Source organism: Eikenella sp. (assembly GCF_057315495.1).
On sequence record NZ_DBHKXY010000019.1, the window covers coordinates 65,000 to 88,308 of the forward strand.

20 protein-coding genes are annotated in these 23,309 nt (G+C 53.9%); 8 read left to right on the plus strand and 12 right to left on the minus strand.

Annotation, left to right across the window (positions count from 1 at the left end):
- Position 1: 1 nt before the first annotated feature.
- The 4 genes from ptsN to ACO6EE_RS03155 form a co-directional block, all read right to left on the minus strand.
- Positions 2 to 448: a PTS IIA-like nitrogen regulatory protein PtsN gene (gene ptsN / locus ACO6EE_RS03140; RefSeq protein WP_314251553.1), complete on the minus strand. Its 447-nt coding sequence runs from the start codon at positions 446 to 448 to the stop codon at positions 2 to 4.
- 101 nt (positions 449 to 549) lie between these two features.
- Positions 550 to 1,437, minus strand: a complete 888-nt coding sequence (gene ubiA, locus ACO6EE_RS03145; RefSeq protein ID WP_485959159.1) for a 4-hydroxybenzoate octaprenyltransferase — start codon at positions 1,435 to 1,437, stop codon at positions 550 to 552.
- Between the two features lie 275 nt (positions 1,438 to 1,712).
- Positions 1,713 to 2,255, minus strand: a complete 543-nt coding sequence (locus ACO6EE_RS03150; protein ID WP_485959161.1) for a hypothetical protein — start codon at positions 2,253 to 2,255, stop codon at positions 1,713 to 1,715.
- A gap of 26 nt (positions 2,256 to 2,281) precedes the next feature.
- Positions 2,282 to 2,791 carry a chorismate--pyruvate lyase family protein gene (locus tag ACO6EE_RS03155; protein WP_485959162.1) on the minus strand — a complete coding sequence of 170 codons (510 nt, stop codon included), beginning with the start codon at positions 2,789 to 2,791 and terminating at the stop codon, positions 2,282 to 2,284.
- Positions 2,792 to 2,883: 92 nt separating this feature from the next.
- Here ACO6EE_RS03155 and ACO6EE_RS03160 point away from each other — a divergent pair, with 92 nt between their 5' ends.
- The 4 genes from ACO6EE_RS03160 (at position 2,884) to ACO6EE_RS03175 (ending at position 8,245) form a co-directional block, all read left to right on the plus strand.
- A complete protein-coding gene (locus ACO6EE_RS03160) occupies positions 2,884 to 3,360 on the plus strand; it encodes a SixA phosphatase family protein (protein WP_485959164.1) in 477 nt (158 codons plus the stop codon).
- Positions 3,361 to 3,418: 58 nt separating this feature from the next.
- Positions 3,419 to 3,793, plus strand: a complete 375-nt coding sequence (locus tag ACO6EE_RS03165) for a YkvA family protein (protein ID WP_485959166.1) — start codon at positions 3,419 to 3,421, stop codon at positions 3,791 to 3,793.
- 280 nt (positions 3,794 to 4,073) lie between these two features.
- Positions 4,074 to 4,907, plus strand: a complete 834-nt coding sequence (gene panC / locus ACO6EE_RS03170) for a pantoate--beta-alanine ligase (protein WP_485959168.1) — start codon at positions 4,074 to 4,076, stop codon at positions 4,905 to 4,907.
- A 254-nt stretch (positions 4,908 to 5,161) separates the two neighbouring features.
- The gene (locus ACO6EE_RS03175; RefSeq protein ID WP_485959169.1) at positions 5,162 to 8,245 is read left to right on the plus strand and encodes a DNA translocase FtsK; all 3,084 of its coding nucleotides are present in this window, start codon (positions 5,162 to 5,164) and stop codon (positions 8,243 to 8,245) included.
- 246 nt (positions 8,246 to 8,491) lie between these two features.
- Here the strand turns inward: ACO6EE_RS03175 and ACO6EE_RS03180 are convergent, their stop codons facing one another.
- From ACO6EE_RS03180 to ACO6EE_RS03210, 7 genes are all read right to left on the minus strand, one after another.
- Positions 8,492 to 9,985: a class I SAM-dependent DNA methyltransferase gene (locus ACO6EE_RS03180; RefSeq protein WP_485959170.1), complete on the minus strand. Its 1,494-nt coding sequence runs from the start codon at positions 9,983 to 9,985 to the stop codon at positions 8,492 to 8,494.
- Between the two features lie 18 nt (positions 9,986 to 10,003).
- Positions 10,004 to 11,419, minus strand: coding sequence for a restriction endonuclease subunit S (locus tag ACO6EE_RS03185; protein WP_485959172.1), 1,416 nt, complete (start codon positions 11,417 to 11,419; stop codon positions 10,004 to 10,006).
- Between the two features lie 2 nt (positions 11,420 to 11,421).
- Entirely contained in the window at positions 11,422 to 14,136 is a 2,715-nt protein-coding gene (locus ACO6EE_RS03190; RefSeq protein WP_485959174.1) for a type I restriction endonuclease subunit R, read from the minus strand.
- Positions 14,137 to 14,396: 260 nt separating this feature from the next.
- Complete coding sequence (locus tag ACO6EE_RS03195; protein WP_485959194.1) at positions 14,397 to 14,912, minus strand: single-stranded DNA-binding protein; 516 nt, start codon at positions 14,910 to 14,912, stop codon at positions 14,397 to 14,399.
- The gene (locus ACO6EE_RS03200; protein ID WP_485959176.1) at positions 14,899 to 16,287 is read right to left on the minus strand and encodes an MFS transporter; all 1,389 of its coding nucleotides are present in this window, start codon (positions 16,285 to 16,287) and stop codon (positions 14,899 to 14,901) included. Before ACO6EE_RS03200 ends, ACO6EE_RS03195 begins: the two co-directional genes overlap by 14 nt.
- A 156-nt stretch (positions 16,288 to 16,443) precedes the next feature.
- Positions 16,444 to 17,169, minus strand: coding sequence for a DUF4304 domain-containing protein (locus tag ACO6EE_RS03205; protein WP_485959177.1), 726 nt, complete (start codon positions 17,167 to 17,169; stop codon positions 16,444 to 16,446).
- A gap of 125 nt (positions 17,170 to 17,294) precedes the next feature.
- Positions 17,295 to 17,924, minus strand: a complete 630-nt coding sequence (locus ACO6EE_RS03210; RefSeq protein ID WP_126983115.1) for a lytic transglycosylase domain-containing protein — start codon at positions 17,922 to 17,924, stop codon at positions 17,295 to 17,297.
- A gap of 393 nt (positions 17,925 to 18,317) precedes the next feature.
- On the opposite strand from ACO6EE_RS03210, the gene ACO6EE_RS03215 reads away from it, so the two are divergent.
- Positions 18,318 to 19,148 (plus strand): transporter substrate-binding domain-containing protein, encoded by an 831-nt coding sequence (locus tag ACO6EE_RS03215; RefSeq protein ID WP_379975869.1) that lies wholly within the window; start codon positions 18,318 to 18,320, stop codon positions 19,146 to 19,148.
- A 266-nt stretch (positions 19,149 to 19,414) separates the two neighbouring features.
- Here the strand turns inward: ACO6EE_RS03215 and msrAB are convergent, their stop codons facing one another.
- Complete coding sequence (gene msrAB / locus ACO6EE_RS03220) at positions 19,415 to 21,013, minus strand: bifunctional peptide-methionine (S)-S-oxide reductase MsrA/peptide-methionine (R)-S-oxide reductase MsrB (protein ID WP_485959178.1); 1,599 nt, start codon at positions 21,011 to 21,013, stop codon at positions 19,415 to 19,417.
- A gap of 315 nt (positions 21,014 to 21,328) precedes the next feature.
- On the opposite strand from msrAB, the gene ACO6EE_RS03225 reads away from it, so the two are divergent.
- The 3 genes from ACO6EE_RS03225 (at position 21,329) to lipA (ending at position 23,279) form a co-directional block, all read left to right on the plus strand.
- Positions 21,329 to 21,601 (plus strand): YbeD family protein, encoded by a 273-nt coding sequence (locus ACO6EE_RS03225; protein WP_023886423.1) that lies wholly within the window; start codon positions 21,329 to 21,331, stop codon positions 21,599 to 21,601.
- Positions 21,601 to 22,224: a lipoyl(octanoyl) transferase LipB gene (gene lipB / locus ACO6EE_RS03230; protein WP_485959179.1), complete on the plus strand. Its 624-nt coding sequence runs from the start codon at positions 21,601 to 21,603 to the stop codon at positions 22,222 to 22,224. Before ACO6EE_RS03225 ends, lipB begins: the two co-directional genes overlap by 1 nt.
- Positions 22,225 to 22,286: 62 nt before the next feature.
- Positions 22,287 to 23,279: a lipoyl synthase gene (gene lipA / locus ACO6EE_RS03235; RefSeq protein ID WP_070632522.1), complete on the plus strand. Its 993-nt coding sequence runs from the start codon at positions 22,287 to 22,289 to the stop codon at positions 23,277 to 23,279.
- Positions 23,280 to 23,309: the final 30 nt, after the last annotated feature.

Consider the following 23,309-nt stretch of genomic DNA (forward strand, 5'->3'; position numbering starts at 1 on the left):
GTTATGCGGTGAGAATGCGGTGGGCGGCTTCGGCGTTTTCGGCAGCCAAAAGCTGCTCGCGCACGGCTTTATCCGAAAGCTTGATGGCCAAGGCAGAGAGCACTTCCAAATGCTCGCCGGAAGCGTTTTCCGGCACCAGCAGCACAAACACCAGCGATACCGGCTCGCCGTCGGGCGCATCGAAATCCACAGCTTCTTTCAGGCGGATAAACGCGCCGGTGGCCGCTTGCACTTCGGCATGCCGGCCATGCGGGATGGCCACGCCGTGCCCCAGCGCGGTGGTGCCGAGCTTTTCGCGCGCAAACAAGCATTCAAACACAGCGGCGCGGCTCAGGCCGGATTCGCTTTCCAGCAGCAGGCCGGCTTCTTCAAACAGGCGTTTTTTGCTGCTCACTTCCAAATCCAGCACAATATGCGATACGGGCAGGATATTGCCGATCAGACTCATGGTTACTTCTCTTGCGTAAAAATTCATTAAGGATAGGATTGTACCTGTGCCGCCGCCGAAGGGCAATTTTGTGCCCGGCGGCCAGCTTTCAGGTAGCCTAATCAGCCACCGCTGTAATGCGCCAGCAAACCGAGCCATAAAGCCCAGCCGATGCGGTTGTTGGATAAGAATACCTTAAAACAGGCTTCCCGGTTGCGGCTGCGGATGGCACGGTATTGGCCGCATTGGTGCCACACCGCGTACACCAGCGCGAGCCAATACGGCCAGCGGGCGTGAATGGCGCAGCCTGCGGCGGCCATCAGCAGCACAAACAGCGCGTGGCACAGCATGGCGGCTTCGGCGTCGCGGCGGCCGAAGGTGATGGCCGAGGTTTGAATACCGATTTTCAGGTCGTCTTCCTTATCGGCCATGGCGTAGATGGTGTCGTAGGCCAGCGTCCAGCAGGCATTGGCGGCAAACAGCAGCCAGGCCAGCGGCGGCACATGGTTTTGTACGGTGGCAAAGGCCATCGGAATACCGAAGGAAAAAGCCAGCCCCAAATATAGCTGCGGCAGCGGGAAAAAACGTTTGGTGAAAGGATAGCTCAAGGCCAGAAACAGCGCGGGCAAGCTCATCAGCTTGGTGAGCGTATTCAGCGGCAGCAGGCACAGGCAGGCGGCGGCACACAAAACCAGCAGCAAGAGCAGCGCTTCGCGCGTACTCACTTTGCCAGTGGCAAACGGGCGGCTTTTGGTGCGCGCCACCACACCGTCGAAATTACGATCGGCAAAATCATTAATTACACAGCCGGCACTGCGCATCAGAAAAGTGCCGAGCACGAAGGCAAACAGAATGCCGAAATCGGGCAGCCCACCGGCAGCTATCCACAGCGCCCACAGCGTGGGCCACAGCAAAAGCAGCGTGCCGATGGGCTTGTCGGCGCGCATCAGTTGCAGGTACACGGCCAAACGCTCGGCTTGCTTCGGGGAGAGGAAAGAAAGAAAAGGCACGGGAGTTCTCGGGGTGTGGTTTCAGGTAGCCTTTGGGCGTGAGAGAGAGGCTACCTGAAAATAGGAGGTTTAATAAAACAACGTACAAATTCAATCGGAAGGCCAGCTGAAGAAGCAGGACTGAGTAAGTAGTGGAAACTTGCCTGCAACTTTGCAGGTAGCCTTTCGGCTGCGAAAGAGGCCATCTGGAAAATCATATTTGAGGCTTGATTCAGCCGAAACAGAAAAGAATAAACATTGAGCAACCAAAAGCCACTGCAGGGACAAACTTATAATCATTTATTCTTAAAAAACCGGAGAGTAATCCATAGAATGCTCCATAAACACCCCGTAATTATCACCAAGACCGGAACAGTCCTTTTTATCCCAAGCCGATCCTCTTTAGAAAGCTCTATCTGCTCATCTGAGACACTAAAAGTGTGGAATATTCCATTTCCTACCCCTTTTGAATCTTCATCTTCATACACCAGCTCTTTCAAATAGGTATCGGATACATCCTCAACGCCATTTTTCTCATAATAGGCCACCAGTAATTTGGCACGTTGGATTTTGTGTAATCCGACAATATCACAGGCACTCCTACCTTCGCTATTATTAGCGTATATACAAAGAATGGAATAATTATTTACATTCGGATAGTTATTTATCTCTAAAGAAATATTACCAGCTCGAGCGCTCTTATATACATACGCATAAGTATCCGTCAGCGTTACATATCGGAATTTTAGCGAGGCAAACAAATTAAAGTGGTAGGCCAATGCGCCCCAAAAGATGCTAACGGCGATGATGGCCAGCAAATAGAGGTAGCTTTTTTTCATTTAGCGGCTGCCTTAGTTCATCCTAACTACTCTTCCAAAAACCGCGCCAGCTCGGGCATAAACCCTTCGGTCAGCACCATCTTTTCGCCGTTCAAATCGAATGCCGAGCGGCGCAGGCAAACGGCTCGGGCGGCTTGTTCTTGTTGCACGGGCGGCACGGCGGCGAAGGCGAGCGGGCTGCGTTCAGCGGCCAGGCGGCCATCAAACAGGCGTTTGCCCAAAGGCTGCGTGCCGCAAGCCAGGATGCTTGGCCACGCCCCCGCTAAAGGGCACACGCTGCGCGCCCACACCACCGGCGTATCATCCAGCAGCAGCCACACCTGGCGCACATGAAACGCATTGCCGGCCACCCCTTCGCCCGGCCACAGTTGCGCCCGTTCGCCCTGAAAGGCTACCTGAACGCGGAAATCCGCGCCGGTGGCCTGCAAGGCCAAGGTGAGCGAGGTTGCCTGTATCAGGCGGCGCAAAGCAGCGGAAACGGCGGGCGGATCGGGCTGCCAAACAAGCGGCGGCAGGGTGTGTGGAAAGGCTGTCATTTGTTTGTGTTATTGAAACCATGCTTTTCAGGTAGCCTCATAGGCTGCCAAGCATTAAGATGCGAATTGTATCAGAGAATAAGGAAGGCAAGATGAACCTGATTTTATGGCGGCACGCCGAAGCCGAATATGGCGTACCCGATTTGGAACGCGGCCTCACCGACAAAGGTCGGCAGCAGGCCGATGCGGCGGCTCAGTGGCTGCGCCCGTATCTAAACAACCGGGTGGAAGTGTGGGCTTCGCAGGCGCTGCGCAGCCGGCAAACTGCCGAAGCGCTCGGCCTGCCCTATACCGTGAAACCCGAGCTGAATCCGATTAACCATGTGGAAGAGCTGCCCGCGCTGATTGCCGAACACAAAGGAGCGGATTATTTAATATTGGTAGGACACCAGCCCTGGCTGGGGCAGCTGTGCAGCTATCTGCTCAACGGCGGCTGGCGGGCGGGTAATTATTGGTCGGTGAAAAAATCCGGCATTTGGTGGTTTGGCGTGAAGGCTGATGAAGGCGGCAGGCTCTGTGCCAAACTGAAAGCCGCAATGACCCCGCAGCTGCTATTGCCGGAAGATTAAACTTGAAACCTGCCGCTGCCGCGCCCATTTGTGCCCTATCCAATGCAAGGAGTTTGCTATGAATCAAGACAACCCTGTCCGCCCCGAAGATTTCGTGCCGGAATTCCGCCGCCGCCGTTTCGAGCCGGACGGCTTTTTGCGCAAGCTGCGCCGTTTCGCGCTGCGGCTGGGGCGGCCGGTGGTGGAGCAGCTGTATGCGCTGTATTTCCTGTTTCAGTCGCCCGCCGTGCCCAAACGTGCCAAGCTGATTATCGTGGGCGCGCTGGTATATTTCGTCAGCCCCATCGACAGCATCCCCGACCTGCTCGGCCCGCTGGGCTTCAGCGACGACATTGCCGTGATCACGCTGGTATACGCGCAGATGAAGGATTATCTGACGGAAGAAATCAAAATCCGCGCCCGCGCCGCGTCGGAGCGGCTGGTGCGAAAGTAGGTTTGTTTATACCCGGAAAGGCTACCTGAAAACCCATTTTAGAATTTTCAGGTAGCCTGCTTCATATCCGGCATATTTTTCAGGTAGCCCTCTCATGCTCAGGCTACCTGAAATTTTGAAGTGCATAAGCCGCATTACATAAATACAAACAAGCCATCCACGCTCCATGCTATACCCCGTAGTGAAGGCTACCTGAAACCCTATCATCTGTTTTTCAGGTAGCCTCTCCCAGCATGGCGGAGTATACTGCGCCGCATTTTATTGATAAGGCAAACCAGCCATGAAAATTATCCATACCATTCAAGAACTGCGCGACTGGCGCCGCGAAGCCGGCAGCGTGGCATTCGTGCCCACCATGGGCAACCTGCATGAAGGGCACCTAGCCTTGGTGCGCGAAGCGGCCAAACGGGCAGACAAGGTGGTGGTAAGCATTTTTGTTAACCGCCTGCAATTCGGCCAGGGCGAGGATTTCGACCGCTACCCGCGCACGCTGGAGCAGGATGCCGCCAAACTGGCCGGAGAAGGCGTGGCCGTGCTCTTCGCGCCGAGCGAGCAAGAGCTGTATCCGCACGTGGCCCAGCAATACAACGTGGTGCCGCCCCATCTGCAAAACGAACTGTGCGGCGCGTTCCGCCCGGGGCATTTCCGCGGCGTAGCCACCGTGGTGGCCAAGCTGTTCAACATTGTTGAGCCCGATTACGCCTGCTTCGGCAAAAAAGACTATCAACAGCTGGCCATCCTGCAAGGTATGGCTGCCGATTTGAATTTCCGGGTGGAAATCGTGCCGGTAGACATCGGCCGCGCCGCCGACGGCCTGGCGCTCTCCAGTCGCAACCAATACCTAAGCGAAGCCGAGCGCAAACAAGCCCCGCAGCTCTACCGCGAATTGCAGGCCGTTGCCCGCTCGGTGAAAAACGGCAACCGCGACTATGCCGCACTGGAACAACAGGCGGCAGCCAACCTGAAACAGGCCGGCTGGCAAGTGGACTATGTGGAAATCCGCCACGCGGGTAATCTTCAGGTAGCCCATGTCGGCGACAGCGAACTGGTGGTGCTAGCCGCCGCTCGTTTGGGCAACACACGCCTCATCGACAATATCGAAATCCGCCTCTAATCTTTCATCCCGCCGCCCGCAATTTGCGGGCGGAGATCTTTTGCAGAGTGGATTAAACCCGCAAGTTTGATAGCCAATCACAGCGGTAGCATCACAGAACGCGCAAACATATCATACAGATAGGCAAACGTTCGGGCAGCACATCCCGCAGAAATGCGCCAAAACCGAGGTTTTTGCCAAGGCTGCAAGGTTTAATTTCGGCGGGAAACACGTTAAAATACCTACCTTTGCGCCAAATTCGGGAGCCGCTGTTTATGTTTTTAGTTTTTCTGCTGATTCTGCTGTTGGCCGGCATCGCCGTGCTCTTGTGGTGGCGCGCACGCGAAGAGCGCGAATGGCTGCTGGAGTTTACTTATCTCAACCGGCACCAAAACAACAAGCAATCTACTGATACCGAAGCGGAAAACGCCCCGCAGCAGCAGCCTGCCCGCCCCAATGTGCTGCCGCAGCGCGCGCAAACCCAAGTGAAGCTGCACTATCAAAAAGTGCAGGACGAATTGCAGCGCAAAATCGAGTTGCTTGCCGGCGGCGTAAAGAAAAAAACCCGCCGTCGCAACGTGAGCGAAAATCAAGAAGAACTGCCGATTTTCAGCCCCGCCGAAGAAGAAACGGCCGCCGCGGAAGCTGCCCTGCTGGCAGAAGCCACCGTTGATGCGACTCCTGAACAGGTTGACAACACTGATAGCTCTCATACAGCCGAAACCAAAACCAATACCGCCGCCGAGCCGGAAATCCACGATTTATCCGCTCCCGATGCCGATTTGCCGATAATCACCGAAGCCGAAGCCACCCGACACAGGCTACCTGAAAGCATCGAACACGAAGAAAACCAACCCGAGCCGAGCATCATTTCCCTTTCCGAAGCCACTCGTATGCTGCATAAAAACGAAGCAGACGAAGCTAAGCCGCTGGAACCCGTGGTGCTAAACTGGCCGATTAAAGCCCCCTCCCCCGTCGCCGAGCCGCGCGAAGAAATCACGTCGACCGATCCCGCTGTGCAGTATGTGCGCGAAAAAATCCAAGCCCATATGCCGCCTGCAGTCGAGCCTGTGCCTGAAGAGCCTGCCGAAGAGCGGCACACCATCAGCCCCGACGACATCCGCAACAACCTTCTGCGCCAGCGCCTGCGTGCACGCCGGCAGCCCCAGCCCGCACCACAACCGGCCATTGCCCCGCAGCAGCCCGATTTGCCAGTAATCAATGAAGACGAAATCTTGGCTAATCTGGCCAAAACTGACGCTCCAGCCAACCGCCAACGCAGCCGCTTCAAGCGCCAAACCGTGCGCGAGAGCGTGATTCCCGCCGCCGCGCGGGTGAACCACAGCCAGGGCGCGCAAGTGCCGATGGCTGTGCCGCCCCAGCAGACTAAGCCGCTGCCGATTTCCACCCGCTTCACCCCATTCAATCACGGCACCGCGCCCGAAAACCCCGACGCCCAACCAGTTGAGGAGGAGTCGGCGCTGACCGCCGAACAGCCGCCGATTTTTTTCCCGCAAAGCACCGTTGAAGACAGCCCACCTTGGAGCTTGGCTGAAACTGTGAGCGACGATACCGCTGAAACGTATTCAGACTCCGCCGACCAAACCAGTGCCCAATATCACTTCCGCCCCGACCTCTCACTCACCGAGCAAGCACCGGCTGCCGAACCCGCCATCGAATTCGACAACGGTAACGAATGGCAGCAAGCCTTGGAGCAAGGTGCAGCCGAAGCCCAGGCGCGAGCTGCGTGGGCAAGCCCCGCGCCCACTGCCGCGCCCGGCATCCCTCCCCTGCCCGACCTGCCGCCGCAGCCCGCGCCGGTTTCGGCCGTTTCCGCCGTATCGTTTGCCGATTTCGGCCACTACCATGTGCCGATGAACGAGCTGCTCCTGCCGCCGCAATACGACAACGAAGCCACCCTCAGCGAAGAACAGCTGCTGGAAAACAGCATCAAAATCGAAGAAAAACTGGCCGAGTTCCGCGTGAAAGTAAACGTGGTGGATGCTTATGCCGGCCCGGTGATTACCCGCTACGAAATCGAGCCTGATGTAGGCGTGCGCGGCAACTCGGTGATTAACCTGGAAAAAGACCTTGCCCGCTCGCTCGGCGTGGCCGCCATCCGCGTGGTGGAAACCATTCCGGGCAAAACCTGCATGGGCTTGGAGCTGCCCAATCCCAAGCGGCAGATGATCCGCCTGAGTGAAGTGTTCAATTCCCCGGTGTTTGCCGAAAGCAAATCTAAGCTCACCCTCGCGCTGGGGCAGGACATTACCGGCCAGCCGGTGGTAACCGACCTCGCCAAAGCCCCGCATCTTTTGGTGGCCGGCACCACCGGCTCGGGCAAATCCGTGGGCGTGAACGCCATGATTTTGTCGCTGCTGTTCAAGGCCACGCCCGACGAAGTGCGCATGATCATGATCGACCCGAAAATGCTTGAGCTCTCTGTGTATGAAGGCATCCCGCATCTGCTCGCGCCGGTGGTAACCGATATGAAACTGGCTGCCAACGCGCTCACCTGGTGCGTGAACGAAATGGAAAAACGCTACCGCCTGATGAGCCATGTGGGCGTGCGCAACCTCGCCGGCTACAACCAAAAAATCAAAGATGCCGCCGCCCGCGGCGAACGGCTGGCCAACCCCTTCAGCCTCACTCCCGACAATCCCGAGCCGCTCATTAATCTGCCGCACATCGTGGTGATCGTGGACGAATTTGCCGACCTGATGATGACGTCCGGCAAAAAAATCGAAGAGCTGATTGCCCGCCTCGCCCAAAAAGCCCGTGCCGCCGGCATCCACCTCATTCTCGCCACCCAGCGCCCCAGCGTGGACGTGATTACTGGCCTGATTAAAGCCAACATCCCCACACGCATCGCCTTTCAGGTAGCCTCCAAAGTGGACAGCCGCACCATCATCGACCAAATGGGCGCGGAAAACCTGCTCGGCCAAGGCGATATGCTCTTCCTGCCGCCCGGTACCGGCTACCCGCAGCGCATCCACGGCGCCTTTGTGGCCGATAGCGAAGTGCAGCGCGTGGCCGAATACCTCAAGGGCTTCGGTGCGCCAGACTATGTGGAAGACATCCTCACCTCCGGCGTGGGCAGCGACGATTTGTTCAGCAATGCCAACAGCAGCATCGGCGGCAACAGCGGCCAAGATCCCCTGTTCGACGAAGCAGTTGCCATCGTCTTGCGCACGCAGAAAGCCACGATTTCCTCTATCCAGCGCCACCTGCGCATCGGCTACAACAAAGCCGCCACCTTGGTAGACCAAATGGAAGCCGAAGGCATCGTCTCCCCCGCCGACACCAACGGCAAACGCACCATCCTCGCCCAGCCTGATCATTTAGGCGATGGCGCATAGGGCCGGATAAGCTGGAAAAAGGCTACCTGACAATTTTCAGGTAGCCTTTATTATTGCAACGGCTTAACAAGCGAACTCACCTAATTTTGGCCGCACTAAGCACACAGCATCCATATGCTCTGTTCATTCCAACCTACGGCCACACAGCAGGCTACCTGAAACACCCAAAACAAACCCAACACCTACTCCCACTCGGGAACAGGTAGCGGATTTGGTTTCTAAAACATTTTTTAGCTACTTCCCTGATTATCCCAACTGCTCAGCAACGCTTCGAAAACTCATCAAAGCCGCTTCGATATTTTCAATAATTTCATCGGCTAAAATATCAGGGGCGGGCAGATTGTCCAAGTCGGTTAAAGAATGGTCTTTCAGCCAGAAAATATCCAAGCTGGTTTTCTCTCGCTGATTGATTTCATCGATACTAAATTTACGCCAGCGTCCGTCGGGATTGTTTTCGGCATGATAGGTTTCTGCGCGTTTTGAACGGTCCTCAGGGCAATAGCAGGTAATGAAATCCTGTAAATCTGCAAACTGCATCGGTTTTTTCTTCAGTGTGTGATGCACGTTGGTGCGGTAATCATATATCCAAACTTCTTGGGTAATCGCTTGCTCTTGTGCGGGGCGGTTATCAAAAAACAACACATTTGCCTTGACACCATTCGCGTAGAAAATACCCGTCGGCAAACGTAAGATTGTATGCAAATCAGTAATTTGCAAAAGCTTCTTACGCACGGTTTCGCCTGCACCGCCTTCAAACAGCACATTGTCGGGCACGACCACGGCAGCCCGCCCGTTGTTTTTGAGCATCGTGTAAATATGCTGCAAGAAGTTGACTTGTTTGTTGGAAGTGGTTGCCCAAAAGTCTTGACGGTTATAGACAAAATCTTCGGTTTCGGCTTCGCCCTCGGCATTGGTAATAGTCATGCTGCTTTTTTTACCGAATGGCGGATTGGCCAAAACCAAGTCCACTTTGCGTGTGCTGGGTGCAACCAAGGAGTCATCGGAACTAATCGGGCTTTCGCCGTCCATTTCGCCGATGCCGTGTAAAAACAGGTTCATCAAACACAAACGGCGGGTATTGGCGACAATTTCATTGCCGAAAAACGTCCCGTTTTTTAACCGCGCTTTTTGCTCGGTGTTTAGATTGGCGTGTTTTTCCAAATAACTGTATGCCGCCAATAAAAAGCCGCCGGTACCTGCTGCCGGGTCGGCAATCAGGGTATCTGCCTGCGGGCGGACACATTCGACAATTGCTTGAATCAAAGCACGCGGCGTGAAGTATTGCCCCGCGCCGGATTTGGTATCTTCGGCATTTTTTTCCAAAATGCCTTCGTAAATATCGCCTTTTACATCCACGCCCAAGCGCGTCCATTTGGTTTCATCAATCATCGCAACCAAACGGGATAATTTAGCCGGGTCTTGGATTTTATTTTGCGCCTTGGCAAAGATTTGACCAAGCAAGCCTTTGCGCATACTTAAATCGCGCAACAAAGCGAGATAATGACTTTCCAATTCCGCGCCAGTGCGGTCGGTCAGACTTTTCCAGTTGTATTCTTCCGGAATGCCGACATCACGATTGTAGGGCGGCTGGCTGTATTCAAACGCCATCTTCAAGAAAATCAGATAGGTAATCTGCTCCAAATAGTCGCCGTAGCTTACGCCGTCATCGCGCAGCATATGGCAGAAACTCCAAACCTTTTGGACGATGGCGTTTGAAGTGTGGTTTTGCGTTGTGGTCATATTCGTTTTCTCTTTAATTTATTTATCCAAAAGGTTACCTGAAAAAGCCGCTTTTAAGACGGCCTGTTTAAGCAGTTCAGCTTGTTTGAGTTGTTTGGCAAGTTCGTCGGCGAGTTGGTCGCAGGCGGTGAGTTTGCTTTCTAAAATGGCAACGATTTGGGTTTGTTCTGCTAGGGAGCAATATGGAATCTCAAAATTTCTCAAACTAGATAATGCAACTGTTTTTTGAGCTGTTCCAGTTGATAATTGTTCAGCTTGCTTAAAGACTTGTGGACTCTGCAAAATATAAAATAACCATCTTTGAGCAGATATTTGTTCTAATGGTGAGATTAGACCAATATGCCGCTGAAAACAGAATTTTTTATCAAAATCCACCATTACCGGAATACCAAAACTACCTGTAACAGTATATAAAATATCACCTTTTTTTGGTTTTCTTAACTCGGATATTTGATTGTAATAATCCTCGCTAACAAAAAAAGTATCAAAAAAATTAATGCTGAAATCTTTTTTATCAATGTTAGAAATAGTGATAAACGGAATGCCATTAGATGATTTTGGTGGTGCTTGATGATCCCCATCAGTAATATATTTCACAATTTTGTCTAATTTCACTACTCCCCACCCACTCGGCAAATCTGCAAAATTTTCTTCAAACTTAACCGCTTGTGTCGGCGCTTTGGGTTTGCTCGGTTTTTTCCCTTCTTTTCCATTTTGTTCCCATTGGCTGACGGCTGTTTGCCAGTCGGCAAGCTGTTGGGCGTGGTGTTGTTCGCGGGCCGTCTGAATTTGGGCGAGCAGTTCGTTTTCAGACGGCAAGGTGTCTGCATGCTTGCTACGCCATTCTTTGGTGAGTTCACCGTTAAAGGCGTTTTTGAGCAGGGATTGGCGGTATTGTTGGATTTGCTGCGCTGCGGTTTTCAGACGACCTATGCCTTCGTCGATTTCGTCAAACAGGCTTTCGATTTTATTGACGATGGCTTGTTGGGTTTCTTGATTTGGTGGAATGGGAAAAGCATAATTCCACAATAAATCGGGATCAACGTGTGGTGTACCAGAACCTTTAGCGCGAGTATTAATTTCTTTATATTTTGACAGCAAGAAATAATAAGCATAAAGATTGTTTATATTTGGTAATGAAATGCGAACAAGTGTACTGCCTAATGCTCCTTTAATGCCTTTACCTACCAATCCAGAGCGTGAACCATCCCAGACCATTAAGAAGTCATCTTCATCACACAGAACACATTTCACTCCATCGGTATAGCTTTTAATAACACCTTTTTCAAAAGCTTCAATATCCACATAGGGATAGCAATATGTATCTGTTTTTTCGCTAGATTGGTTTTTTGGTTTTTTACCCTTTTCACTAATAGTAATATCACCCAATCGTTCTATTTTCCACCCTTTCGGCAATTGCTGTTCTTTGGTCATTGTTATGCTGTCCATTGTTGGTTAATCTCGTTTAATAGGGTGTTAAAGTCTTGGTCATTGGCGGCAACTTCGCTCAATACATCATAAGCCTGCCCTAAGCCGCCGTGTTGGTTGAACGGGGTAAGTTCAAAGTCGTTCTCTTCAATGGCAAAGGAAGTGATGATGTGGTCGCGAATCATGGTCAGCCATTGCATTTGTTCTTCAGTCAGCGGTTTATCGGCGCGGGCGTTGTGTTCAAAAGTCCATGTTTGGAAGTTTTTACGCACGGTTTTGGTAAACGGGGTGATTTTGTCATCAATGCCAATCACGCGGCGAACAAGGCTGACTAAGGCGGTGAGTTCGCTTTCTACCTGTTCGCTGACGTTATCCAAACGCGCGTATGCCTGCCAGATATGACTGAATGCCAATTTCGGTTTGGCTTTTTTGATGGCGGCTGCCAGCGCTTTAATCATCGCAAGGCTTAAGGCTTGGCGTTGATAAGGCTGATTATAGAAAATCTGCAAGGCGGTAATTTCGTCTTTGTTGCTGCGTATCCATTCGGCAAAATCTTGGGTCAGGGTTTCATCATTTTCCGCCCAGCCTGCATGGATGACTTCATCAATCTCGGCGTCAATTTTCTGCTCGTTTTGTTTGCGGATGTCGTCCAGCGTGGTGATGAGTTCCATGGAAAGCGGACGTGTGGCGGCTTTGACGCGCTGTTTTTGTATCTGTAAAACGGTTTTTTCAGACGGCGTTTCATCAATGGAAATGCCTTCTTGCTCGCAAGCTGCCCAATGGATTTCGTCGGCATTAATGGCATGAAACAGGTCTTTGACCAATTGCGGTAATGGGACGCCGCCTGTGATGGCAGTGATTTGCTTCTGTTGTTCGTCATCAAGCTGTTTGTTTAAACGGGCAAGGCGTGCCGCCAGTGAGCTGATGCTGTCGCTATCATATGCACCGCCGAAAACGACGGCTTTTCCTAAATCGGAGAAGCTGACCGAACGCTTGGTGTCTAATTGTTGGCTTGCCGTTTTGAGCGATTTTGTAACACCGATGGCATCGACAATCACATAATGGGTTTTGGCTGATGATGCGGAAGGGCTGACTTTTTGCAAGCCTTCTTTATCAAGCGTGCGTGTACCGCGTCCTTTCATTTGCTCAAAATAGTTGCGGCTTTTGACATCGCGCATAAACAGCAGGCATTCGAGCGGGCGGACATCGGTTCCCGTAGCAATCATATCGACGGTAACGGCAATGCGCGGGTTGTAGCTATTGCGGAAATTCGCCAAGACGGTTTTGGGTTCTTCGCCTTGTTCGATGATTTCGCCGTTTTCACCCACAATATCGTCTTTGGCTTTGTAAGTGATTTTTTTGCAAAATTCGTTGCCTTGCCCGAACTCTTCCCGCACCATTTTGATGATGTCGTCGGCGTGGCTGTCGTTTTTGGCAAAAATCAGGGTTTTGGGCACTTCTTGACGATTTGGGAACATTACGGGCAAATGGTCGCGGAAAGTACGGATAATAGTGCGGATTTGGCTTGGATTGACAACATCCCTGTCGAGTTGTTTGGCAGTATAGGCCTCATCGCTATCTTGTTGCTGCCAGCGTTTACGGCGTGTGGTGCGTTCGCGATGTTCGATCAATTCTTCGGCTTTGAATTTGCCGCCATCCAGGCTGATTTTGGTATTGATCAGATAGACTTCATTGCCTACGTTTACTCCATCGGCAACGGCTTGCTCGTGGCTGTATTCGCTGACGACATTTTGATTGAAAAAGCCAAAAGTGCGGTTGTCCGGTGTGGCGGTTAAGCCGATCAGATAGGCATCAAAATAATCCAACACTTGTCGCCAAAGGTTGTAAATGGAGCGATGGCATTCGTCGATAAAGATAAAATCAAAAAATTCAGGTGGCAGATCCGGTTGATAGGCAACGGGCAATGGTTCTTTTAAGCGGTTTTCCCATTCTTCTAATTCCATGCTGTCGTCCGGTATCGCCAGTTCTTCCCCTTTTAATAGGGAATACATGCGCTGAATGGTACAAATGCAAACTTCTACGCCGTTGGGAATATGCGGCGATTTAATGACCTGAGTGTTGTAGAGTTCAGTAAATTTTCGGTTGTCATCAGGTGGAGTGAAAACCAACATTTCCTGCTCGGCCTGTTCGCCCAAGTTGACGGTATCGACTAAAAATAAAATGCGGCGTTTGCCTGTATATTTGAGCAAACGATACATAATGCTAATGGCGGTATAAGTTTTACCTGCGCCTGTGGCCATTTGAATCAAGGCGCGCGGCAAATCTTTTGCCAAAGAATCTTGCATATTTTCGATGGCGGTTAATTGGCAATCGCGCAACCCTAACGCCGCTGCAGACAGATGGTTAGGATTGAGTGCCGGCATGGCTTTAAGTTTGGCGCGCAGGGTGTTTTTGCCTTCGCTTGCCCATTTTTGCAATGTCTCGGGACGATGAAAATGGAAGACTTCACGGGCACGCGGCGCGGGATCGTTGCGGTTGGTAAAACGAGTAATGACACCCGTGCTTTCATATAAAAAAGCAATATCCGCTTGCGGGATATGTTTGAGTTCGCTATCAGCATAACGCGCGCTTTGCTCTTCAACCGTATTGAGCTTATGGCCAAAGTTTTCTTCTTTAGCTTCAATAATGGCAACCGGCTCTCTATCGACAAATAACAGATAATCTACCGGACCGCTGTCGGTTGGATATTCACGCACTGCCACGCCCAAACTACTATTGGGATTAAAGTGCTTCACCGACTGTATCGTCCAGCCTGCCTGCTCCAATTTTTGGTCAATGATGTCGCGGGCTTGCTGTTCGGGATGCTGGTTGTAGTTTACCTGCTTGGTCATGATATTTCCTAGATAACGCGTTGAATTAGGGGCTATCCTAGATAACCAGGACAGCCCCTAACGCTCTAATTTATATTATTTTTCATAAATTCTGAAATCGAAAAGCTTACAAAATGTAATTTATGTATAGCTCAGAAGGGAATATCGTCATCGATATCGTCAATCGGTGCTGGGGCGGGCGCGGCGGCTTGGCGGCGGGGCGGAGCGGGCGGCTCGGCGGCGTAGGCCGATTCATTGTAGCCTTGGGCAGGCTGCTGGCGCGGGCTGCTGGGTGCGGCTGCATATTGGTCGCCGCCTTCGTAGGGGCTGCTGCCGCTGTTGCGGCCGTCGAGCATTTTCATTTCGCTGGCCACGATGTCGTATGCAGTGCGCTCGATGCCGTCTTTGCCGGTGTATTTGCGGCTTTGGATGCGGCCTTCGATATACACTTTGCTGCCTTTTTTCAGATATTGGCCGGCAATTTCCGCCAAGCGGCCAAACATACTGATGTTGTGCCATTCGGTGCGCTCCTGGCGCTGGCCGTTGCGGTCTTTCCAGTTTTCGCTGGTGGCAATCGAAAAATTGGCCACGGCATCGCCGCTGGGCAGGTAGCGCACTTCGGGATCGCGCCCCAAGTTGCCGATAAGTATCACTTTATTCAACATGATTTCCTCCTAAAATAATCTGTTTGGCGGCGGCTTCGTCGAAACCCTGCTGCCGCGCCTTGATGTAAACGGTTGAACGGTCGGCGCTGAGGCTGGCCGCCTCTACGCCTTCAAACTGCTGCAATACGGCCAAGAGCCGCTCTTCGCAGCCTTGCCAGATGGGAGATATGCTCAGCGCCAAATTGCGTACGGCAGCGGGTGCGGGCGCAGCGGCGGCCATCAGCAGCCAGGCCAGCGTGAGCAGCATAGAAAAGGCAAACACGCCGATAAAGCCGAAATGTTCAAACAAACGCCCGCCAGCCGCGCCGCCCACAAACACGCCGATGGATTGCGCTGTGTTATACATGCCCATGGCGGTGCCTTTCAAGTCCGTCGGCGCTACTTTCGACACGATAGACGGCAGGCTGGCTTCCAAAATATTGAAGCCGACAAAATACACCACCAGCGATATGCCAATAGCCAAGAGCGAAGCCTGACCGGCATAAATACCGCATAAAGCCGCCGCAATCAGCGTGATACCGGCCACAAACACTTGCTTGAGCTTATTGCGCGTTTCACCCACCACAATCGCCGGTACCATCAATAGCAATCCCAGCAATACCGCCGGCAGATAAAGCTGCCAATGCTGCTCTTTGGGCAGCCCCAGGCCGCGCATCACAATCGGCAGGCTGGCAAAAATCGCCATCATCACCGCCTGCAAAGCGAAAATACCGAAATTAAGCTGCATCAGGCGTTTATTACGCAACACCTCGCTGATGCGCGAAGTTTGCATTTCCGTATCTTCGTGGAACTTCCCGCGCTGCGGATTGGGCGTAATCCACGCCACCACGCCTATAGCCAGCACACACAACGCACCGGTGAGCGCAAATAGGCCGGAAACATTGATATAGCGGGTAAGCAGCGGCGAAACCACCATGCTGACGGCAAAAGTAAGGCCGATGGTAAGCCCCACCGAAGCCATGGCACGGGTGCGCACTTCTTCACGCGTTAAATCCGCCAAAAGAGCGGTAACTGCCGCACTCACTGCGCCAGCACCCTGAATCGCCCGGCCGATGAGCAGCCAGGTAACGCTATCTGCCGCAGCGGCAATAAAGCTGCCCAAAGCAAACACCACCAGGCCGAGATAAATTACTTTTTTACGTCCCAACTTGTCGGAAAGCATACCGAGCGGCAGCTGGAACAGCGCCTGCGTTAAGCCATACACCGCAATCGCCAAACCGCCCGATCCAGGCGTGCTGCCCGGCAGCTCTTTGGCATACAGCGCCAACACGGGCAACACCAAAAACATGCCCAACATACGCAGCGCATACACGCCGGAAAGCGATGCGCTGGCACGCCATTCTGCAGGCAACAGTGCAGTGCGGGGAGCTCGAGACATAGTGTTTAACCGAAAGAGTTGGGGAAAAACGCCGCAGATTATACCCGAAGCCTTGCTCCGTCGGTGGGCTTTTAACGCTGGCAAGGCTGGATTAGTTTTCAGGTAGCCTGCTTTACACCTTGAGGCTACCTGAAAGGATCTATGTGCCATTAAAGCTTACGTCTGCACGCCCCATCGAGCAGCATCCTGCTCCAGCTCTGCTAAGTAATCCAGCCAAACTTGCGGGGCGGGCTGCTCGCTGCCGAATACGACGCAGCCATCTTCGTCTTCGTAATATTCGTCATCCCCCGGTTGGAAATGCTCGGCGGCTTGGCACTCTTCACGATAGCGCTGTTGCGCCCCCTCTCGCTCTGCCCAATAAAACCGTTGCGCCTGTTCCGGCTCACCCAATTTGGCGGCCAGCCGCATGGCGTGCCGGTTAGCGATAAGCGGATAAAGCTGCTGCGGCAGGTTGTGTGCAGCAAAGTGTGGCAGCACAAATGTTTCCACTATGGTTTGCACTTCTTGCAAAACGGCAATGTTATTTGCACCATCTGCTACTTCAAACCAAATATCTTTCTGCTCCGGTTCGGGCAGCAGGAAGCCAATGCGTTCCTGTGCCAGGCAATCGTGTATGCTCGGAAAATCAGGCAGGGCCTGCCCGATTTCTTGGAACCGCGGGTCGTGTTGCAACAGCGGGTAGGCGAGGCCGATATTGAAAGTGAAGCTGATGCTGCTTTTGTTGCTCCACTGGCTTTTTTGCGTGTGAATAAGCTGACCTATACCCTGCTCGGTACAGCGGTAGAAATGGTTACCTTTTTTCTTGAATCCGAGCGGTTTGAGTAGGATGTGTAGATTTTTGATGGCTTGGGTGAAGGCTTGCGCGGCAGTGAAATATTCCATATTTTGCAGTTGATCTCAGATTATATTTTTTCAGGTAGCCTGCTTCGCGCTGGAGGCTACCTGAAAAATAGAAAAGGCACTTCGGCTATACCGAAAGTCGAAATATGGGCTTTCAGGTAGCCTAACTACGACCACTGCCAGCGGTTCTGCCATGCCCCAATCACCGCGTCGGGATAGCGCCGGCTGCCGAGGCTGCCGTTGTAGCGCGCCAATGCACGCTCCATATTGCCGTTTTCCAGATTGCTGTAGTGGCGCAGGATGGTGCAGCCGTAGCGCAGGTTGGTGCGGATGTCGAACAGGTTGTGCTCCGGTTTGCCGATGTAGCGCTGCCAAAACGGCATCACCTGCATCAGCCCGCGCGCACCCACGCTGCTGATGGCATACTGCCGAAACGCGCTCTCCACCGTAATCAGCCCCAAAATCAGCTGCGTATCCAGCCCGGCACGGGTGGTTTCGTATTGGATGTTGATGAGCAGGCGGCGGCGCTCCAGCGGGTCGGGCACAAAACGTGCCAGCCGCAGCGACATATCATTGAGCCAACGCGGCGCGTTATACGGGTTTTCAAACACCAGGCGCGGCGGGTTCACATTATTCACCGAATGACGCATCACCGAAGTCACATCGTCCGACAGCGTCTCCTCACGCTGCGCCCCGGCACGGGCGGCTTGAGGCAGGCAGGCAACGGCGGAAACGGCAGCCAGCGAAGCGAGCAGGCGCCGCCGCTCGGGCTGTTCGGGGGCAAACGGATACGGCATGGCTAAAATGCACCGATTAAGATGATAACAGCCGCTATTATAATGGAGTTTTGCCTACACGGCGTAGCTTAAGCCTGCCTGTTGCAGCGAAGCAGGCTATCTTCGATACAGGCTGAACAATGAAACGGCATTTTAGGTTCGCAGCAATCGATGCTTTCAGGTAGCCTTACCTGATATCGTTGAAGCGATTACTTCTTCCCACAATACAGCCTACAGACAGCATGAATACGGCAACAAAGTGCGCCTACTGCCTCAGTAGGAATAAGGTGCTGTGGCTATATTCTGCAATAAACCTTTAGAATTTCCGCATATGGTTGTATGATGTGTTCCCGAATGATGCGTACGGAGCGCAATCATTAATTAATATCCAAACCAATCCAGGAGAACGAAACAATGAACATGAAAAAATGGCTGGCCACCGCCCTGGCCTGCTCCGCCATCGCCCTCAGCGGCTGCGGCAATTCCGGTAGCACTCAGCAAGCTTCCCAGCCTGCCGATGCCAACGCCTCCGGCGCTTCTGCCCCCGGCGGCGAAAAAGTATTGCGCGTGGCCACCAATGCCGAATTCGCCCCCTTCGAATCTAAAAATCCCGACGGCAGCCTCAGCGGCTTCGATATCGACCTCATCAACGCCATAGCCAAAGAAGCCGGCTACCGAGTTGAATTTAAAGACCAGTCTTGGGACAGCCTCTTCAACAGCCTGCGCAACGGCGATGCCGACGTAGTGGTGGCCGCCGTAACCATCACTCCCGAACGCCAGCAAAGCATGCTCTTCACCGACCCCTACTTTGAAATCACCCAAGTAGTGGCCGTGCCCGAAGGCAAACAGGTGGCTTCCGTGGAAGATTTGAAAAACCTCAACCGCGTAGGCGTGGTAACCGGCAACACCGGCGATTTGGCCGCCTCCAAACTCTTGGGCGCCACCAATCCCAAAGTAACCCGCTTCGAAAGCCTGCCCCTCTTGCTGAAAGAATTGCAAAACGGCGGCGTGGACGCAGCCGTGAGCGACAGCTCCGTGGTGATGGAATTCATCAAACACAACGGCGACAAAGGCTTCACCATGATTAAAGTGCCCGATTTCGAAGCCGAACACTACGGCATCGCCCTGCGCCAAGACGACACCGAACTGCGCGACACCCTCAATAAAGCCTTGGCCGCCGTTAAAGCCAGCGGCGAATACGACCGCATCCACCAACAATACTTCGGCACCGCCGCCGCCAAATAGGCCGGCTCTGCCAATCTCGCACCAAACTGTCTGCAAACGATTGCAGGCAGTTTTTTATGAAGGAAAAGGCTACCTGAAAGCTCGTTATTCCTTTTCAGCTAGCCTTTAGCCAATCAACTTACCCAGTATGGAGTTGGCTATCCTTGCCATACGCCCGTACTGCCTGTAGCTCGCCGACTTATCAATTCTAATTAGATTAGCTAGCTCAGCCATCTCAAAACAAAGGCTATCTGAACGTTCAGGTAGCCTTTTGCATTGATCCACGCTTAATGCAAATCTTTCAGGTAGCCGCCATAGCCTTGCTGCTGCATTTGGTTTTCGGGAATGAAGCGCAGGCTGGCACCGTTGATGCAGTAGCGCAGGCCGCCGCGATCTTGGGGGCCGTCGGGGAAGACGTGGCCGAGGTGGGAATGGGCGGCGCTGCTGCGCACTTCGGTGCGGTGCATATGGTAGCTGTAGTCGTCGTGCTCGGTAACGGCGTCGGGGCTGATGGGGCGGGTGAAGCTGGGCCAGCCGCAATGGGAATTGAATTTGTCGCGGCTGCTGAACAAGGGCTGTCCGCTGACGACATCGACATACAGGCCGGGCTCGAACAGGTTGTCATACTGGTGGCTGAAGGCGCGTTCGGTATCACCGTGTTGGGTAACGCGGTATTGCTCGTCGGTGAGCGTGCGGCGCAGGGTGGCGTCGTCGGGCTTGCGGTAGGTAGCGGGATTAAAGCCTTTGACGGGCGCGCTGCTACCTTCGGCCGGCTCGAGCGGCTTATCGGCCAGGCCGATGTCGATGTGGCAATAGCCGTTGGGGTTTTTGGCGAGGTAGTCTTGATGGTAGGCCTCGGCGGGATAGAAGTGTTGCAGCGGCAGGGCTTCCACCACGATGGGGCGGCTATATTTGCGCTGTTCGGCAGCCAGGGCGGTGCGCACGGTTTGGGCTTCGGCAGGGTCGGTGTAGTAGATGCCGGTGCGGTATTGGCGGCCGCGGTCGTTGCCTTGCTGATTAAGCGAGGTAGGGTCGATTACGCGGAAGTAGTAGCGTAACAAGTCGGTTAGGCTGATGCGCTCGGGGTCGTAATCCACCTTCACGGTTTCGGCATGGCCGCTGCCGTGAATCACGTCTTCATAGCTGGGGTTGGCGGTTTGGCCGTTGGCATAGCCGGATACGGCATCCACCACGCCGGGCAGGCGCTGCATATAAGCTTCCACGCCCCAGAAGCAGCCGCCGGCGAGATAGATGGTTTTGGTGTGCGCGGTGCGGCTGCTGCCGTCGGCGGCGGTGTAGTGCTGCTGCACGGGCACGGCAGCGAGGTCGGCATTGGGATTATCGAGCAGGGCAAGGGCTTGTTCGCGCTGCAGGCTGCCCTTGTGCACACGCAAGATCTCTCCCTCGGCTGAGAGCAACACCCAGCTGGGATACACGCCAATACCGGCGGCTTTGGCCAGGCTGCCGTCATCGAGGGCTACCTGAAAACCGGGATAATCGAGCTTACCGAACCATTCCTTGAATTCGGCTTCCGGCTTTTCGCCGAGAAAGCCGGGCGAGGCCACAGCAATCAAGTTGGCACGGGCGTTTTCGCCGGAAAATTCGGCAGACTGTTGCCATTCGGCGGTGGTTTGTAGCTCGCTTAGGCACAATGGACACCAGCTGGCCCAGAATTTAACCAGCGTGGGGCGGCCGGGCTTGAGCAGGGTTTGCACGGGACGGCCTTCAGGGGTGTGCAGGGAAACGAGGCGTTGAGCAAAGGCGGGATTATTGGGCATGGTATGGGCTCCTGGTTTGGCTTGAGCGATGAATTTAGGGGCAAAAAAGCCGAGAATGAGGACGGCCGGAATGATGGCGGCTAAGAGCAGCAATATTTTACGCAGCATGGTTTGAGCTTTCGGGAAAATGGAAGACATAGCTTAGACGGAGCAGGCCGCAGTTTTCTGACACACTATAGCGGTTTCTCTGTTGAAATAACACAAAGCGGCAAACCAAAGCCGTCTTATTCTTATTTTAAGCAGCTATAAAAATCAGCCGGTTAATCTTTTCAGGTAGCCTTTATCCGGCACCAAAGGCTACCTGAAACCCTATTTCCGCCACATGGCGGCGTGTTGTTCAAGCCATCGGTTTTCCAGTAAAATGCCGCTCTGATTATACCGCGCCGCCATTTTGAACGGCGGCCGTTTGAAAGACTATCCATCATGAGCGAAACCAACCAAGAAACCCTGCTGGAATTCCCCTGCCGCTTCTCCATCAAAATCATGGGCGCCAAGCACCCCGAATTTGCCGTGCAGATATTGGAAACCGTGCGCCTGCACGCGCCGGACACCGCCGAACACGATATGCGCCACCGTGAAAGCAGCCAAGGCAACTACCAGGGCGTAACGGTTACCGTAAACGCCCACAGCAAAGCGCAGCTCGATAACATCTACCTCGCACTCACCTCACACCCCTTGGTGAAAGTGGTGCTGTGATGAAAGTCATCCAGCTTGGCCTAGCCGAATACAGCCCGATTTTCCACGCCATGGAAGTCTTCACCGACGCCCGCAACGAGCGCACGGAAGACGAGCTTTGGGTGGTGGAGCACCCGCCCGTGTTCACCCAAGGCATGGCCGGTAAAGCCGAGCACCTATTGGCACGCAGCAATATCCCCGTGGTGCAAATCGACCGCGGCGGCCAGATCACCTACCACGGCCCCGGCCAGCTGGTGGTATACACCCTAATCGATTTCAAACGCCGCAAAATCAGCGTGCGCGACTTGGTAAGCCGCTTGGAAAACAGCATCATCGCCAGCCTGGCCGAATACGGTATCGCCGCTGCCGCCGACCCAAAACGCCCCGGCGTGTATGTGGACGGCAAAAAAATCGCCTCGCTCGGCCTGCGTATCAAACGTGGCGCGGTGTATCACGGCTTGGCATTAAACGTAAATATGGACTTAAGCCCCTTCCGCCAAATCAACCCCTGCGGTTACGCCGGGCTGGAAATGACCCAAATCGCCGACCTGGTGCAATCCGCCCCGAGCATGGTCGATGTGGCCGCCAAGCTGACCGCCCATTTGCAGCAGCAGTTGAGGCTACCTGAAAAGCCGGCCGATTAGCCCCACACACAGGCTACCTGAAAAGTACACACCACATTAAAAACACAGCAAAGGTATAAACCATGACCACAGAAAACAAACAAGACAACAGCCGGGGCGTAAAACACAAAGGCGCGGCCAAAGTTGCCCGCATCCCGATTAAGGTTGTGCCGCTGGAGCAGAAACTGAAAAAGCCAGCATGGATTCGCGCCCCGCTGCCCACCGGCAAGAAGTTTTTCGAAATTAAGAATATCCTGCGCGATCAGAAAATGCACACCGTGTGCGAAGAAGCCAGCTGCCCCAATATCGGCGAATGCTTCAGCCGCGGCACCGCCACCTTTATGATTATGGGCGACATCTGCACCCGCCGCTGCCCCTTCTGCGACGTCGGCCACGGCCGCCCCAACGCGCTCGACCCAGAAGAGCCGCAACACCTCGCCTCCAGCGTGGCTGCCATGAATTTGCGCTACGTTGTTATCACCTCGGTAGACCGCGACGATTTGCGCGACGGCGGCGCCCAGCACTTTGCCGACTGCATCACCGCCATCCGCGAGCGCAGCCCCAACACCAAAATCGAAATCCTCGTGCCCGATTTTCGCGGCCGCATGGACATCGCCCTCGAAATTCTGGCCAAAACCCCGCCCGATGTGATGAACCACAACTTGGAAACCCACCCGCGCCTCTACAAACAGGCTCGCCCCGGCGCCAACTATCAGCATTCGCTTGAGCTGCTGCGCCGCTATAAAGAAATGATGCCGCACATCCCCACCAAATCCGGCATCATGGTAGGCTTGGGCGAAACCGACGATGAAGTACGCGAAATCATGCGCGACATGCGCGCCAACAACATCGAAATGATTACTGTGGGCCAATACCTGCAGCCCAGCAACAGCCACCTGCCCGTATTACGCTACGTTACCCCCGAAATGTTCAAACAGTTCGAGCACGAAGCCTATGCCATGGGCTTCACCAACGCCGCCATCGGCGCCATGGTGCGCTCCAGCTACCATGCCGACGCCCAAGCTGCCGAAGCCATGGCATCCGCCGGCGGTGGCGGCTGCCACCACGGGCACTAACGATGCACGCCAAACAGGCTGCCGGAGCAA